This window comes from Streptomyces sp. NPDC046915, assembly GCF_040644935.1.
Classification (GTDB): Bacteria; Actinomycetota; Actinomycetes; order Streptomycetales; family Streptomycetaceae; genus Streptomyces.
This window is the reverse complement of sequence record NZ_JBEYXB010000002.1, coordinates 667,539-682,253: the sequence shown is the minus strand read 5'-3', so window position 1 is coordinate 682,253 and position 14,715 is coordinate 667,539. Positions and strand designations below refer to the sequence as shown.

Annotated in this window: 11 protein-coding genes and 1 pseudogene; 9 read left to right on the top strand and 3 right to left on the bottom strand. The window is 70.6% G+C overall.

Annotated elements, in window-relative coordinates; genetic code table 11:
- The first annotated feature begins 225 nt into the window (after positions 1 to 225).
- Positions 226 to 4,650 carry a LamG-like jellyroll fold domain-containing protein gene (locus ABZ915_RS07760; protein WP_361797475.1) on the top strand — a complete coding sequence of 1,475 codons (4,425 nt, stop codon included), beginning with the start codon at positions 226 to 228 and terminating at the stop codon, positions 4,648 to 4,650.
- A 99-nt stretch (positions 4,651 to 4,749) separates the two neighbouring features.
- Positions 4,750 to 4,882: pseudogene (locus ABZ915_RS07755) on the top strand (M4 family metallopeptidase); the annotation flags it as partial.
- Here the strand turns inward: ABZ915_RS07755 and ABZ915_RS07750 are convergent.
- Both ABZ915_RS07750 and ABZ915_RS07745 read right to left on the bottom strand, forming a co-directional pair.
- Complete coding sequence (locus ABZ915_RS07750; RefSeq protein ID WP_361797472.1) at positions 4,875 to 5,000, bottom strand: hypothetical protein; 126 nt, start codon at positions 4,998 to 5,000, stop codon at positions 4,875 to 4,877. The pseudogene ABZ915_RS07755 and the gene ABZ915_RS07750 sit on opposite strands and share 8 nt — an antisense overlap.
- Positions 5,001 to 5,009: 9 nt before the next feature.
- Positions 5,010 to 5,849, bottom strand: coding sequence for an NAD(P)H-binding protein (locus ABZ915_RS07745; protein WP_361797469.1), 840 nt, complete (start codon positions 5,847 to 5,849; stop codon positions 5,010 to 5,012).
- 92 nt (positions 5,850 to 5,941) lie between these two features.
- On the opposite strand from ABZ915_RS07745, the gene ABZ915_RS07740 reads away from it, so the two are divergent.
- Positions 5,942 to 6,313: a helix-turn-helix domain-containing protein gene (locus ABZ915_RS07740; protein WP_361797466.1), complete on the top strand. Its 372-nt coding sequence runs from the start codon at positions 5,942 to 5,944 to the stop codon at positions 6,311 to 6,313.
- Positions 6,314 to 6,385: 72 nt separating this feature from the next.
- On the opposite strand, the gene ABZ915_RS07735 is transcribed toward ABZ915_RS07740, so the two are convergent.
- The gene (locus tag ABZ915_RS07735; protein ID WP_361797463.1) at positions 6,386 to 7,906 is read right to left on the bottom strand and encodes an MFS transporter; all 1,521 of its coding nucleotides are present in this window, start codon (positions 7,904 to 7,906) and stop codon (positions 6,386 to 6,388) included.
- 196 nt (positions 7,907 to 8,102) lie between these two features.
- Here ABZ915_RS07735 and ABZ915_RS07730 point away from each other — a divergent pair, with 196 nt between their 5' ends.
- The 6 genes from ABZ915_RS07730 (at position 8,103) to nirD (ending at position 14,713) form a co-directional block, all read left to right on the top strand.
- Complete coding sequence (locus ABZ915_RS07730) at positions 8,103 to 8,846, top strand: TetR/AcrR family transcriptional regulator (protein ID WP_361797460.1); 744 nt, start codon at positions 8,103 to 8,105, stop codon at positions 8,844 to 8,846.
- A 219-nt stretch (positions 8,847 to 9,065) separates the two neighbouring features.
- The gene (locus ABZ915_RS07725) at positions 9,066 to 9,632 is read left to right on the top strand and encodes a hypothetical protein (protein WP_361797457.1); all 567 of its coding nucleotides are present in this window, start codon (positions 9,066 to 9,068) and stop codon (positions 9,630 to 9,632) included.
- 124 nt (positions 9,633 to 9,756) lie between these two features.
- Positions 9,757 to 10,377, top strand: coding sequence for a class F sortase (locus ABZ915_RS07720; RefSeq protein WP_361797454.1), 621 nt, complete (start codon positions 9,757 to 9,759; stop codon positions 10,375 to 10,377).
- A gap of 156 nt (positions 10,378 to 10,533) precedes the next feature.
- Positions 10,534 to 11,751: an FAD-dependent oxidoreductase gene (locus tag ABZ915_RS07715; RefSeq protein WP_361797451.1), complete on the top strand. Its 1,218-nt coding sequence runs from the start codon at positions 10,534 to 10,536 to the stop codon at positions 11,749 to 11,751.
- Entirely contained in the window at positions 11,751 to 14,357 is a 2,607-nt protein-coding gene (gene nirB, locus ABZ915_RS07710; protein WP_361797448.1) for a nitrite reductase large subunit NirB, read from the top strand. The genes ABZ915_RS07715 and nirB overlap by 1 nt, the downstream gene beginning before the upstream one ends.
- A complete protein-coding gene (gene nirD, locus ABZ915_RS07705; protein ID WP_361797445.1) occupies positions 14,354 to 14,713 on the top strand; it encodes a nitrite reductase small subunit NirD in 360 nt (119 codons plus the stop codon). Before nirB ends, nirD begins: the two co-directional genes overlap by 4 nt.
- Positions 14,714 to 14,715: the final 2 nt, after the last annotated feature.

Here is a 14,715-nt window from a genome sequence, read left to right as displayed (position 1 = left end):
TCCAGGACGGGAGGTTAGGAAGTACTTTGACCGACCCTCAAGACTTTTTGCCAATGCCATGACAATTATGTGATCGTTCTTGGCTTTTACTGTGTACGTTCTGTGCCGGGTGAGCGACCATCACCGTCGCACGTCGTCGCCGAGGCGTCCTGACCACCGCCCAGCGACCCGCTTCCTGCAATGCCTAGAAGTGTCTGTCGTGCCGTCGTGTGAAGGAGCTCTGCCGTGCTGCCCTCGTCCGTCCGCAGACTCACGCTGATGCCCGCGGCCGCCACGCTGCTGCTGACCGGGCTGGCTCTGCCAGCGGCCGGGCTGACCTCGGACGATCCGGTCGACACCTCCGACCCTTTGCTCGCGGCACAGGCGCAGGCCGTCGCCGACGGCACGACCGTTCCGGTGGACGCGCTGACCAGTGAGACCGACACGGTGACCGCCGAACCGGACGGCTCCTTCACCAGGACATCTTCCGTGCTGCCGGTGCGCGTTCGCGAGGACGGCACCTGGGTGCCGGTGGATGCCACACTCGCCGCCAACGCCGACGGCACCTACTCCCCCAAGGCCACTCCCAGCGGCGTGCGGCTGTCGGGGGGCGGCAACGGGCCGCTGGCGACACTCACCGACCCGGCGGGGCACAGCATGAGCCTGACGATGCCGTTCACCCTGCCGACTCCCCAGGTAAGCGGTGACACCGCGCTCTACGCCTCAGTACTGCCCGGCGTGGACCTGTCGGTGTCCGTGACGGACCAGGGCGGCTTCAGTGACGTACTGGTGGTCCACGACGCGAAAGCCGCTTCCGATCCACGCGTCCGCAGACTCGCCGTCGCGACGGACACCGACGGTCTGAGCCTGTCCGCCACCGCGGCAGGTGGCATGACGGCGACCGCGTCCGACGGCTCGCTGTCATACACCAGTCCACCGCCGCTGATGTGGGACTCGAGTACGACGGGCGCCGTACCGGCGAGCGTCAAGCACACAGCTCTCGCCCACGCCACAACCGACACCCCGGGCTCCTCGGGCGCCTCCTCCGTCACCGGTCCTGGTCCCGGCGCCCAGGTCGGCCAAGTACCCATGAACACCACCGCCGACAGCATCACCCTGGCGCCGGACACAACCCTGCTGGACGGGCCTGACACGCACTACCCCGTCTACATCGACCCCTTCGAGGACCCCGTCACCAGCAAGTCCGGTGCCTTCGACGAGGTGTACTCAAGCTCCACCTGTTCCGATACCCCTCAATACAACAAGCCGCAGACCAACGGTGAGGGTGTCGGCTACCAGCGGTGGGGCGGCGCCTGCAGCATCGGCCTGGAGCGCTCCTACTACGCGGTCAACACGAGCGGCCTGGACCCGTCCATGAAGGTGATCAAGGCCGAGGTCAAGGTCAAAACCACTTACGCGGCCAGCCTCGACTGCTCCCACGACCAGCCGATCACGCTGCACACCACCGGGTCCATCAACTCCGACACGGACTGGAAGCACCAGCCCGACACCCTCGACGACAACGGTTACCCCGCCGTGAAGACCACCGTGCCCAGCGGCGCGAACAGCAACTGCGGCAACAGCACGGCGAGCTTCCGCGTCGACGACCAGATCCAGAAGATCGCCGACGGCAACAAGGGCACCTGGACGATCGCGCTCTTCGGCAACGAGTCCAAGACCAGCTCGAACGAGGACTACCTGCGCATGTCACAGGTCCTCAGCCTCACCACGAACTTCGACATCCCGCCCGACACGCCCACGAAGCTGCACACCACGCCGAAAGCCCAGGGCGTGGACAGCGACTGCGTGACGGGCAGCGACGCGATCGGCTGGATCGGTGCGACGACGTACGACGACGCCGGCAGCAAAGTCCAGCTGCACTCCACCGTCATCACCCACATCTCCGGCGAGCATGCCCAGGCCCACTACCACGTCTGGGACCGCACCGACCTCGACGCCGACGGCAACGCCGTGGACAAGGGCACGCCGGACAGCGGCATGGTGGGCTCGGGCCAGGACGCCGACGCGCCCATCGGCTTCACCCTCAAGGACGGCCACGAGTACGGCTGGGACGTCTACGCCCAGGACAACTCCTCGCTGAAGATGAAGTCCCCGATCAGCGACCACTGCTGGTTCGACACCGACTTCACCCCACCCCAGACCCCCGCCATCGCCGACAACCCGCACTTCCCGCCCGTCGGTAGCGGTTCCGGCGACACCTACGCGGGCAGCGGCGTGACCACCGGTTTCCCCGTCTCCGCAGCCGATGGCACCCCGGCCGACACCTGTGACCCGGCCGGCTGCAAGTCCAGCGGCATCGACCACTTCCTGTGGCAGTTGGACAGCCAGCCGACCGCCACGACCGGCCACACCGCGAAGGTGGCCTCGACCAGCGGCAGCACCGCCTCCGGCACCGTCACCGTGCCGGTGACGAACTGGGGTGTGCACACCCTGTACGTCGCCGCCGTGGACAAGGCCGGCAACATCTCCCAGAGCCCCGCCGGCTACACCTTCACCGCGCCTTGGAACCCCAAAACCAAGCTCGCCCCCGGTGACCTCACCGGCGACGGCAGCCCCGACCTGCTCGCCACCACCAGCACCGGCGACCTGGAACTGGTCCCCGGTGACAGCGACCCGGCCCAGGCACCCGCCCCGGCGCAGGACGGCCCCGTCAGCGGCACCCCGCCCGCCATCACCGGCCCGGTCATCGTCTCCACCGCCGACGACGCGCCCCCCACCGACGACTCGCCCACACGAACCTGGAAGGACTACCTCGTCGCACACCGCGGCAACCTGCACGGCGACGCCCATGACGACCTGTTCGCGTACAACGTCAAGAGCCACAAGCTGTACGTGGTCAGGAACGATCTCGACCCCAAGGACGACGGCGCGGTCCCGCGCGACCCGTACTCCACCTTCCCCGGCTTCCTCGGCCGCCGGTTCGACGTCGTGCCCAAAGACCCCTGCGAGTCCACCACCACCGTTCCCACCGACCGCTGCGCGGACGCGGGCTACGACCCGAAAGCGCCCTGGGACATCTCCCAGTTGGTGGCCGCAGGCGACGTCTACGGCAACAGCGACCACCCCGCCGTGATCACGGTCGAACACGGCAAGCTGTGGATCTACCAGACCTACGGCACCGGCCGCATGGGATACCCGCGGCTGCTCGGCGACGGCGACTGGTCCGGCCTGACCCTGATCGCCCCGGGCCGCGTCGGTGGCACGTTCACCGTGGACGCCGACGGCAACGGCAAGGTCACCGGCGGAACCCCCACACTCTGGGCTCGCGACGACGCCTCCGGCACCGTCTACACCTTCCCGATCGACAGCGGCTCCCTCTCAGCCCCTCCCAAACTGCTGCACGCCCCCGTCCGCACCGCTCTCGTCTCCGCCCTCAAGACCGCGGCGGGCGGCAGCGTCTGCCTCGACGACACAAGCGCCCACACCGAAGACCACACCAAGATCCAGATCTACACTTGCAACGACTCCGCCGCCCAGAAGTGGGTCCTGCACGACGACGGCTCCCTGCGCGTCCTCGGCAAGTGCCTCGACGTCACCGACGGCGACACGGACAACGGCACGCTGCTCCAGCTGTACACCTGCAACGGCAGCGCCGCCCAGAGGTGGACGCCCGGAGCATCCGGCAGCCTGGTCAACCCGCAGTCCGGCAAATGCCTCGACGATCCGGGCGCGAGCACCACGAACGGCACCCAGGTACGTATCTACACCTGCAACAACAGTGCGGCCCAGAACTGGACGGGCAGCGCCGCCACAGGCTGGACCGCGCACCCTCCGACTGCCCTGCCCATGGTCCTGCGCAAGCATGACTACCCCACCGTCGCCTCCCCCGGTGACGTAAACAGCCCCACCGGCGGTCCTGACGGCAACCCGGACCTGTACGCCACCGACACCGCAGGACAGCTCACGGAACACCCCGGTGCAGCCCCGTCCAGTACCACGGCCGGCTTCGCCGACCCCGTGGGGCTGGGCATGGTCACTGACACTGCCACGCACCGCTGGAAGCTCGACGACGGCACCGGCACCACCGCGGCCGACTCCACGGGCGGCCTGCCGGCCACCCTGACCGGTGGGACCGCCTGGACCACCGATACCGACCGCGGCACGGTCCTCAGCCTCAACGGCACCTCCGCCTATGCGGCCACGAAGGCCCCGGGCGTCGACACCAGCGGAAGCTTCACCGTCTCGGCCTGGGTCAAGCTCAACTCCCTCTCCGGGGGCAACTCCACCTTCGTCTCACAGTCCGACGACCCAATCGTCGGTGCCGCCAACGGGTTCCAGCTCTACTACTCCTCCGCAGCCCAGGTCTGGGCCTTCGGCCGCCACAACGACGACAGCACCAGCACCGACTTCACCTCCGTCTACGGCGCGAAGGCCGTGGCCGGCAAATGGACCCACCTCGTCGGTGTCTATGACGCGGACGCCGGGCAACTCCAGCTCTACGTGAACGGCCGCCTGACGGCGACGAAGACGTACACCGGCAGCGCCTGGAACGCCGGCGGTCCCGTTCAGTTCGGGCGTCGGCTCTTTCAGGGCACCTATGGTGAATACGCGAGCGGCCGTCTCGGTGACGTCCGCCTCTACGCCACCGCGCTGCCTTCGGCGGACGCGGCAGCACCGGGCGGCAGCGGAATCCTGTTGCAACTCGGCTGAGTGCACGTGCGTGTGAAGGCCGGTGCCTGTTCAGGCGCCGGCCCTCACGTGATGTCCCGGTCAGGCAACCAGTTCCGGCTCCCGGCCCGGGGTTTCGGCGGGCCGCTCCGGGTCCACTACTCCTCAGGCGTCGCCAACCACTTCGCGTACCTCCGCGGAGGGCAGCGGCGCCAAGACCATCAACGGCGTCAACTACGACTCCCCCACCTCCAACGGCTCCACGGTCAGCGGCAGTTGACCACCGGCATGAACCACGCGCCGATCGTCCAGCCCCAGCTCGGGACGGAGGCCTGGGCGGCCTCGGCCATCAGCAATGGATCGCCGAGTACGAAGAGCAGTCCCAGCGACACCGACCAGTCTCAGCGGAACGCGGCGACATTGCGGTCGACCCAGTCGGCGAAGGGGCGCGGGGCGCGGCCGAGGATTCGCTGGACGTCCGGGCTGACGCGCAGTTCGGCCGGGTTCGGGGAACCAAGGATGTCCAGAGTGTCGTCGGCGAGCTCCGCAGGCATGCTCTGGGTCATGGCGGCCTTGGCCTCGTCGCGGGTGAGCTCGTGAAACCTCACCGGCGAGCCCAGCGCGGCGGCGATGGCCTCCGTCTGCCGGCGCGGAGTGATCACCTCCGGGCCGGTCAGCTCGTAGACGCCGCCGGTGTGTTGGTCATCGAGCAGGCAGGCCGCCGCGACCGCGGCGATGTCCGCCGGGTCGATGACCGGCACCCCGACGTCACCGAAGGGCGCGGCGACGACCCGTTGCGCGCGGACGGACTCGGCCCACCACAGAGCGTTGGAGGCGAAGCCGCCCGGCCGCAGGATGGCCCACTCCAGGCCGGACTCACGCAACATGTCCTCCAGCGCGCGCATCGCGATCCGCGTCGGGCCGAAGGGCCTGGTCGCCACGCCCAGCGTGGAGAGCAGGACGACCCGGCGGACCCCGCTGCCCGCGGCTTCGCCGATGATGTCGGCAGGGTCGGCTCCTGTGGCGTGCAGGTCGCCGGACAGCAGCAGGAACAGCGCCTTCGCCCCGGCCAGCGCGGGCTTGAGGCCGGCCGGCTCGGCCAGGTCGGCCGCCACGTGGCGAACGCCGTCCGGCACCGCTGCCGTGTGCCGTGACACCGCCGTCACCTGCTGGCCCTCCTCCGCCAGCGCCCGCGTCAACGGCCGGCCGATGTTCCCGGTAGCCCCGGTCACCACGATCATGATCAGCTCCTTGCCAGATGTCTTCTGTGGCCTTCACGTTAGGAGCAGTGGCTAACTTTCAGTAAGGGCATACCTTTAGGTAAGCTCATGACATGGTTGAAGGCGTGCAGCACAAGCAGGCCGACGCGGGGACGCGGTATGACGTGTTTCACACCGACTGCCCCGCGCGCGATGTGGTCGACCACGTGACCAGCAGGTGGGGCATCTGGGTGCTGATCTCCTTGCGGAGCAACGGCCTCCGGTTCTACGAACTGCGCGAGAGCATCCAGGGCATCAGCGAGAAGATGCTCGCCCAGACCCTGCGCGCGCTGGTCCAGGACGGCCTGGTCTGGCGGGAGGTCGAGCCGACGACGCCGCCCCGGGTCACCTACGGGCTGACCGAGTTCGGCCGCGAGGTCGGCGAGCCGCTGACGGAGCTGTTCGACCGGATCACACGACGGCTGTCGCCACGCAGTGCGGAATAGCCAACCCGCACACAGGAGTGGCGAGAGGGCCGGCGCCTGTTCAGGCGCCGGCCCTCTCGTGTGGTGTCCCGGTCAGGCGGCCAGTTCCGGCTCCCCCTGCGGGACTTCGGCCGGCTGCTCCGGCTTCGCGTCGCGCATCACCAGGGTGGCCAGGATCGCCGCCGCGAGGACGCCCGCCGCGCTGAGGGTGAAGGTGGTGGACATCGCCGAGGTGAAGGCCTCGCGGGCGGTGTGCAGGAGGGTCGGGTCGGTGCTGGTGAAGGCGCCGGCGATGGACTGGCGGGCCGCGGTGGGGGCGTTGGAGGGCATGCGGTCCGCGTAGCCGCTGGAGAGGAGGGAGCCGAGGATCGCGATGCCGAGGGCGGTGCCGGCCTGCTGGATGGTGTCGTTCAGGGCGGAGCCGACGCCCGCCTTGTCCGCCGGGATGGTGCCCATCAGCGCGCCGACCGCGGCCGGCATCGCCATGCCCGCGCCGAGGCCGAGGAGGCCGAGGGCGATCGCCGGGACGGTGAAGCCCGAGTCGGCGTCGACCGTGGTCAGCAGGGCGAAGCAGGCGACCATCACCAGCATGCCGGCGAGGATCACGAAGCGGTTGCCGATCCTGGCGGCGAGTTTGACGCCCCCCGTGTTACCGATCAGCGCGGTCACCGCCAGCGGCAGGAAGGCCAGGCCCGCCTTGATGGGCGAGTAGCCGAGGACGAACTGGAGGTACTGGGTGAAGACCAGCAGCAGCCCGCCGTTGCCGATCTGGACCAGAGCCAGGGAGAGCGAACCGCCGCTGAAGTTGCGGTGCTTGAAGAGGGCCAGGGGGACCATCGGGGCCTTGGCCACGTTCTGCCAGATCACGAAGCCGGTGAGGGCGACCACCGCGGTCGCGAGGGTGAGCAGGGAGCGGCCCGCGAACGCGCCGTGCTGCGGGATCTCGATGATCCACCAGACCAGGGCGGTCATCCCGGCGGCGGAGAGCACCGCGCCCAGCGGATCGGCCTTCTGCCAGGGCGCCTTGGACTCCGGCATGAGGAGCAGGCCCGCGGCGACGGCCAGGGCGACAACCGGGACGTTGAGGAAGAAGATCGAGTGCCAGGAGAAGTGGTCGATCAACACGCCGCCGAGGATCGGGCTGCCTACCAGGCCGAGCATCGACACCGAACCCCACGCGGCCATCGCCTTGCCGCGTTCCTCCTCGTCGAAGACGGTGATGAGGATCGACAGGGTGGAGGGCATGATCAGCGCACCGCCGACGCCCATCGCGACCCGCGCGGCGATCACTTCACCGGGGTTGGCGCAGAAGACCGCGGCCAGTGACGCCGCCCCGAACAACAGCAGGCCGATCAGCATCACCTTCCGGCGGCCGAAGCGGTCACCGAGGCTGCCCGAGGTGAGCAGCAGGCCGGCGAAGACCAGGATGTAGGAGTCGAGGATCCACTGGGTCTGCTGGGCGCTCGCCCCGAGGTCCTCGGTCATCGAGGGGACCGCGACGGTGAGCGCCATGCTGTCGATCACCAGGACCAGCGTGCTCAGGCACAGCACGACGAGGATCCACCAGCGGCGGGGATCGCGCGGCTGCCTCACGGTCTCCTTCAGGGCTTCCATCGGTCTTCCTCTCGGTTGGCGCACACGCTTATACGCGCACACTGTTCCCACCTTGCGAACACCGTTCCGGCGGCGTCTGCGAACACTGTACGCATCGCGGAACAGTGTGCGCAACCCCGATCGCTGTACGCTGGACGCGCACGATGTACGCAGACGAGCCCGTCGGCGACGGGCTCGCAAGCTGTGGAGGAGCCTCATGGCCGCCAAGGCGAAGACGACGCAACCGGACCCGGTCCCCTCCGTCTGGGCTCGGCAGCGCCGGGAGCCCGACCAGCCCGGCCTCAGCCGGGAGGCGATCGTCCGCGCGGCGATCGCGATGCTGGACGCCGACGGCGTCGAGGCGCTGAGCATGCGCAAGCTCGGCGCCCGGCTGAACGCCGGCGCGACCTCCCTCTACCGGCACGTGGCCACCAAGGACGAGCTGATGGAGCTCGCCGTGGACGAGGCCGCCGCCGAGATCCACGTGCCGCCCGCGGGCAGTCCCGACTGGCGGGCCGCCGTCACCGAGGCCGCGAACTCCTTCCGGGCGGCTGCGCTCAGGCACCCCTGGCTGTCCTCGGTCATCGGTCACGCCGGTCTGACCTACCTCGGCCCCAACCTGATGGCCTACTTCGAGCGGCTCGCCGCGCTGTTCGCCGCGATCGGCTTCCCCGAGCCGCGGGGCGCGATCGACGCGGTGCTGTCGTACACGCTCGGCATGAGCACCACGGAGGCGGCCTGGCTCACCACGGTCGCCCGCTCCGGGCACGGCGAGGCCGAATTCGTCGCCCGGCTGCTTCCCGCCGTCCAGCAGGCCTCGTCCGGCCACGACCTCTTCGAAGAGTCCTACACCGAGCTCTCCGCGGCGGCGGAGGACCCCGTGGGGGTGCGTGATGCCAAGTTCGCCTACGGCCTGGACGTCGTCCTGGACGGGCTGGCGCTGCGGTTGCCGCACGGCTAGGGGTCCACGACCAGACGTTCACCCATGGCGCCCGGCCGTTCGGGTGCTCTTGTCCGATGCCTCTCGTACGCCCATGACCTGCTGGAACGCCGCTCGGGAGGCCGGGCGGCGACACCCGTTCATCCCATCCCCCGGGCTCCGCTCGACAAGCGCGCGCGGCGAAGTGCCACTTACCTCGGAAGAGCACGTCGACGAGTCGGACGAGTTCGAGGGAGCACCATGGGTCGCACCGCCCGTCTGCTGACCGGTACCGCGCTCGCCGCCGCCACCGCCGGGCTGGCCAGCACGCCCGCGTACGCCGGGAACACCACCGGTCTCGACGTGTACCCGTCCACCGTGGCACCCGGCGACACGGTCACGGTGAACACGGCGGCCTGCGCAGGGCGCGGCGCGGCGGCCGGGGACGCCACCGCGGTGGGCGCCGGAACGTTCATGCTGGCGCCCAGTACGCACGAGGGCGAGGCGATCGGGCAGTTCCGGGTGCCGCCGAGCGCGCAGCAGGGGACGTACGAGATCGTCGCGCGGTGCGCCGAGGGCAGTACGGCCGGCAAGCCCGACAAGACCGACAAGGCCGAGGACGGCAAGCGGGTCACGGGCGACCTGGTGGTGACGCTGATGACGGCGCGCGACGAACAGTTGCAGCCGCACGGAAGTGTGAAGACGGGGGTCGGCGGCGCACTGGGCCCCGATCCCACGCATACCACGGCGGGCGTGGCGGCTCTGGCCGTCGCCGCCGCGGGCGGTACCTGGCTCCTGCATCGCCGGGCGAGAGGCGACGGGTTCTGACGGACACCCTCCGCTGTCCGTCAGCCGGTACCGCAACCCCCCTCCCCCTCCGGGTCCGATGCCCCTCGCGGCCCGGAGGGGGAAGGAGGCCCACCTACGGAAAGGAATCCGGGAAAGGAATCGCATGCGCAGGATCGGGGACACCGCGATAACCGCGGTCACCGTGGCCGCCCTGGGCTCCGGTGTGTGGCTGCTGGGCAGCGGCTACGGGACGCACGCCCCGCCCCAGCCGTCCGCCGTGGAGGGCCGCCCCGATCCGGCCGAGGAGCGGCTCGCGTCGCCGGCGCTGGCATCCTCGCCGCCCACCCGTATCCGCATCCCCGCGATCCGTGTGAACGCCCCGTTGATGGGGCTGGGTCTGACGAGTTCGGGCAGCCTGGACGTGCCGCCCGCGGGGAACAAGAACCTCGCCGGCTGGTACGAGGCCGGCACCAGCCCCGGCGAGCGGGGCACCGCGATCGTCGCCGGGCACGTCGACAACACCGAGGGTCCCGCCGTCTTCTACGGCCTCGGCGCCCTCAGGCGCGGCGCCGCGATCGAGATCGCCCGGCAGGACGGGAGCGTGGCCGTGTTCACCGTGGACGCGGTGGAGGTGTACTCGGCGCGGAACTTCCCCGACGAGAAGGTCTACGGCGCGGCGAAGCGCCCCGAGCTGCGGGTGATCACCTGCGGCGGGGGCTACTCGAAGACCACCGGCTATCAGGGGAACGTGGTCGTGTTCGCCCATCTGACGGGGAGCCGATAGCGGGGCCGATAGCAGGGGGCCGACAGCGCCTCACAGCAAGCCGCGGCGCACGTCCAGGCCCCTCACACCCCCTCCCCGCCCCCGCTGAGGGCAGCGTTCCCCGCGGGAAACAGATGTGATGCGGCCGGGTAACGTCCGCACCGCACGCTCGACGGCATGACCTCGAATACGCGTGTGGTGGTGATCGGCACCGGCCTCGCGGGCGTACGGCTCGCCCGGCGGCTCGGTGAGCTGGGCACGCCCGCGCTGCTCGTCGGCGAGGAGGAGCACCGCCCGTACAACCGGGTGCTGCTCGCCGAGGTGCTGGCCGGCCGTTACGCCCCCGAGGTGATCACGCTCCCGGCGCCCGAGGGCCTCGTACGCACCCGGGTCACCGGCATCGACCGCGCGGCACGTCGGGTGCGGTGCGCGGACGGCTCGGTGATCGCATACGACACGCTGGTGCTGGCCACCGGCTCCAACCCCGTGCTCCCACCGCTGCGCGGCCTGTTCACCCCCGACCACGAACTCCCCGAGGGCGTGCACGCGTTCCGCACCATGGACGACTGCCTGGGCCTTTCCAAGGCGGTCCGGCCGGGTGTGCGGGCGGTCGTCATCGGCGGCGGACTGCTCGGGGTGTCCGCGGCCCGGGCGCTCGCCGTGCGCGGCGCGCAGGTCGTCCTCGCCCAGCAGGGCGAGCGGCTGATGGAGCGGCAGCTCGACCCCGCCGCCTCGAAACTCGTCCGGCGCCACCTGGAGGACCTGGGTGCCGAGGTGCACACCGAGTGCCGGGTGCGGGACGTGCGCTGCGTGGCCGGCGCGGTCCGCTCGGTGGAGATGGCCGACGGTTACGCCCTCGACGCGGACCTCGTGGTCCTGGCCTGCGGGGTGCACCCGCGCACCGGTCTCGCCGAGGACGCCGGGCTCGCCGTCCACAAGGGCATCCTGGTCGACGACGAACTGCGCACCTCCGACCCGCACATCCACGCGATCGGCGACTGCGCCCAGCACGACGGCACGGTGTACGGCCTCGCCACCCCGGCCCTCGAACAGGCCGAGGCTCTGGCCGAGTTGCTCGCCGGACGCGCCAGCGCCCGCTACACCGGCACCCGTTCCCTGACCCGGCTCACCCTGACCGGGCAGGACTCCCCCTTCGACCTCGCCGCCTTCGGGGAGCCCGAGCCGCGCCCCGGCGACGACGTCGTGCAGCTCACCGACGCCACCCGGGGCACCTACCGCAAGGTCGTCGTCCGCGACGACCGCCTGGTCGGCGGCGTCCTGGTCGGCGAACTCGGCACCGTCGGCGCGCTCGCCCGCGCCTGGGAGGGAGCGGAGCCGCTCCCCACGGACGGCGGCCCCCTGCTCCACCTGCTCACCAACGATGGAGGCTCCTGATGACCGCCACCCTGGGGGCCACCCCCACGATCGTGCTCGTCGGCCACGGCATGGTCGGCCAGCGCTTCCTCGAAGCGCTCGCCGAGCGCGGCCTGACCGCCACGCACCGCGTGGTCGTGCTGTGCGAGGAGCCGCGTCCCGCCTACGACCGCGTGGCGCTCACCTCGTACTTCTCGGGCAGGACGCCCGAGGACCTGTCCATGACCGACATGGAGTTCATCGACACGCACGGCATCGAGCTGTACGTCGGCGACCCGGCGGAGACCATCGACCGCGAGGCGAGGAAGGTCACGGCCAGGTCGGGTCAGGTCTTCGAGTACGACACCCTCGTCCTCGCCACCGGCTCGTACCCCTTCGTGCCGCCGGTCCCGAACAAGGACGCCGAGGGCTGTTTCGTCTACCGCACGATCGAGGATCTGCTCGCGATCGAGGAGTACGCGAAGACGGCCCAGGTGGGCGCCGTGGTCGGCGGTGGCCTGCTCGGTCTCGAGGCGGCCGGTGCGCTGAAGGGTCTCGGACTCACCTCGCACATCGTGGAGTTCGCGCCGCGCCTGATGCCGGTGCAGGTCGACGACGGCGGCGGCGCCGCGCTGCTGCGCACCATCGAGGACATGGGCCTGACCGTGCACACCGGCGTGGGCACGCAGGAGGTCGTGGTCGACCCCGAGGGCGCCGTCACCGGTATGAAGCTGTCCGACGGCTCCGAACTGGCCACCGACCTGGTGGTGTTCTCCGCCGGTGTCCGCCCCCGCGACCAGCTCGCCCGCGACTGCGGCCTCACGGTCGGCGAGCGCGGCGGCATCACGGTCGACGCGCAGTGCCGCACGGTCACCGACCCGCACGTGTTCGCGATCGGCGAGTGCGCGCTGGCCTCCGACGGCCGCGTGTACGGGCTGGTGGCGCCCGGTTACGAGCAGGCGGAGACGGCCGCCGCGACCATCGCCCAGGACGAAGCGGCGTTCATCGGCGCCGACCTGTCCACCAAGCTCAAGCTGCTCGGCGTGGACGTGGCCTCCTTCGGCGACGCGCACGGCACGACCGAGGACTGCCTGGACGTCGTCTACTCCGACTCCCGCGCCGGCCTGTACAAGAAGCTGGTCATCGGCCGGGACGGCACGCTGCTCGGCGGCATCCTGGTCGGCGACGCGGACGCGTACGGCACCCTGCGCGCGCTGACCGGTTCGGTGCCCCCGATCTCCCCCGAGTCGCTCGTCCTGCCCGCCGGAGCCGGCTCGGGGGCCCAGCTCGGCCCGTCCGCCCTCCCGGACGAGGCGGTCATCTGCTCCTGCCACAACGTCAGCAAGGGCGCGATCCGGGGCGCGGTCACCGAGCACAGGTGCACCACCGTCCCCGAGGTGAAGAAGTGCACCAAGGCCGGTACCGGCTGCGGCAGTTGCGTGAAGGTGCTCGGCCAGCTGGTCACCGCCGAACTGGAGGCGAGCGGCGTCGAGGTCGACAAGGGCCTGTGCGGCTGCTTCTCCCAGACCCGCGAGGAGCTGTACGAGATCGTCCTCGCCCTGCGCGTCACCTCGTACCAGGACCTGCTGGACCGGTACGGCCGCGAGGGCGCCCGGGGCGGTGACGGCTGCGAGGTCTGCAAGCCGGCGGTGGCCTCGGTCATCGCCTCCCTCGCCCCGACGATCGGCGCGAGCGGCTACGTCCTGGACGGCGAGCAGGCGGCCCTCCAGGACAGCAACGACCACTTCCTCGCCAACCTCCAGAAGAACGGCTCCTATTCGGTCGTGCCGCGCATCCCCGGCGGTGAGATCGCCCCGGAGAAGCTGATCGTGATCGGCGAGATCGCCCGGGACTTCGGTCTCTACACGAAGATCACCGGCGGTCAGCGGATCGACATGTTCGGCGCCCGCGTGGAGCAGCTGCCGCTGATCTGGGCGCGGCTGGTGGACGCCGGCTTCGAGTCCGGGCACGCCTACGGCAAGTCGCTGCGCACGGTGAAGTCCTGCGTGGGCCAGACCTGGTGCCGCTACGGCGTGCAGGACTCCGTGCGGATGGCGATCGACCTGGAGCTGCGCTACCGGGGGCTGCGCTCCCCGCACAAGCTCAAGTCCGCGGTGTCCGGCTGCGCCCGGGAGTGCGCGGAGGCACAGTCGAAGGACTTCGGCGTGATCGCCACCGTAGGCGGCTGGAACCTGTATGTCGGCGGCAACGGCGGCGCGACCCCGCGCCACGCGGACCTGCTGGCCCAGGACCTGTCCGACGCCGAACTGATCCGTCTGATCGACCGGTTCCTGATGTTCTACATCCGCACCGCCGACCGGCTGGAGCGCACCTCCACCTGGCTGGAGCGGATCCCGGGCGGCCTGGACCACGTACGGGACGTGGTGGTGGAGGACTCGCTCGGCATCTGCGAGGAGTTGGAGGCGCTGATGGCGGCGCACGTCGGCGGCTACCGCGACGAGTGGGCCGAGACCATCAACGACCCCGAGAAGCTGGCCCGGTTCGTGTCCTTCGTGAACGCCCCGGACACCCCCGACCCCGTCGTCGGCTTCGTGCCCGAACGCGACCAGATGAAGCCCGACCTGCCGCTGCTGTCCATCGGCATGCGCCCCACCGAAGACATTCTGGAAGGAAGCGCCCAGCGATGACCCTGGCACCCGAGACCACCGACCTGAAGGTCCAGCTCCAGCTGGCCACCGAGGACGACGACTGGTTCACGGTCTGCGACCTCAGCGCCCTGGCCCCGGGCCGGGGCGTGGCCGCGCTGCTGCCGGACGGCCGCCAGGTCGCCCTGTTCCGCGACCGGAACGGCAGTCTCTACGGCATCGACAACCGCGATCCGTTCGGCGGCGCGGCGGTCCTCTCCCGCGGCCTGACCGGCACCCACCAGGGCCGCCCGTTCGTCGCCTCCCCGCTGCTGAAGCAGCGCTTCGACCTGGTCAGCGGGGAGTGCCTGGACGACGAGTCGGTGCGGGTCGCCGCGTACGAGGTGCGGGCCTCCTGACG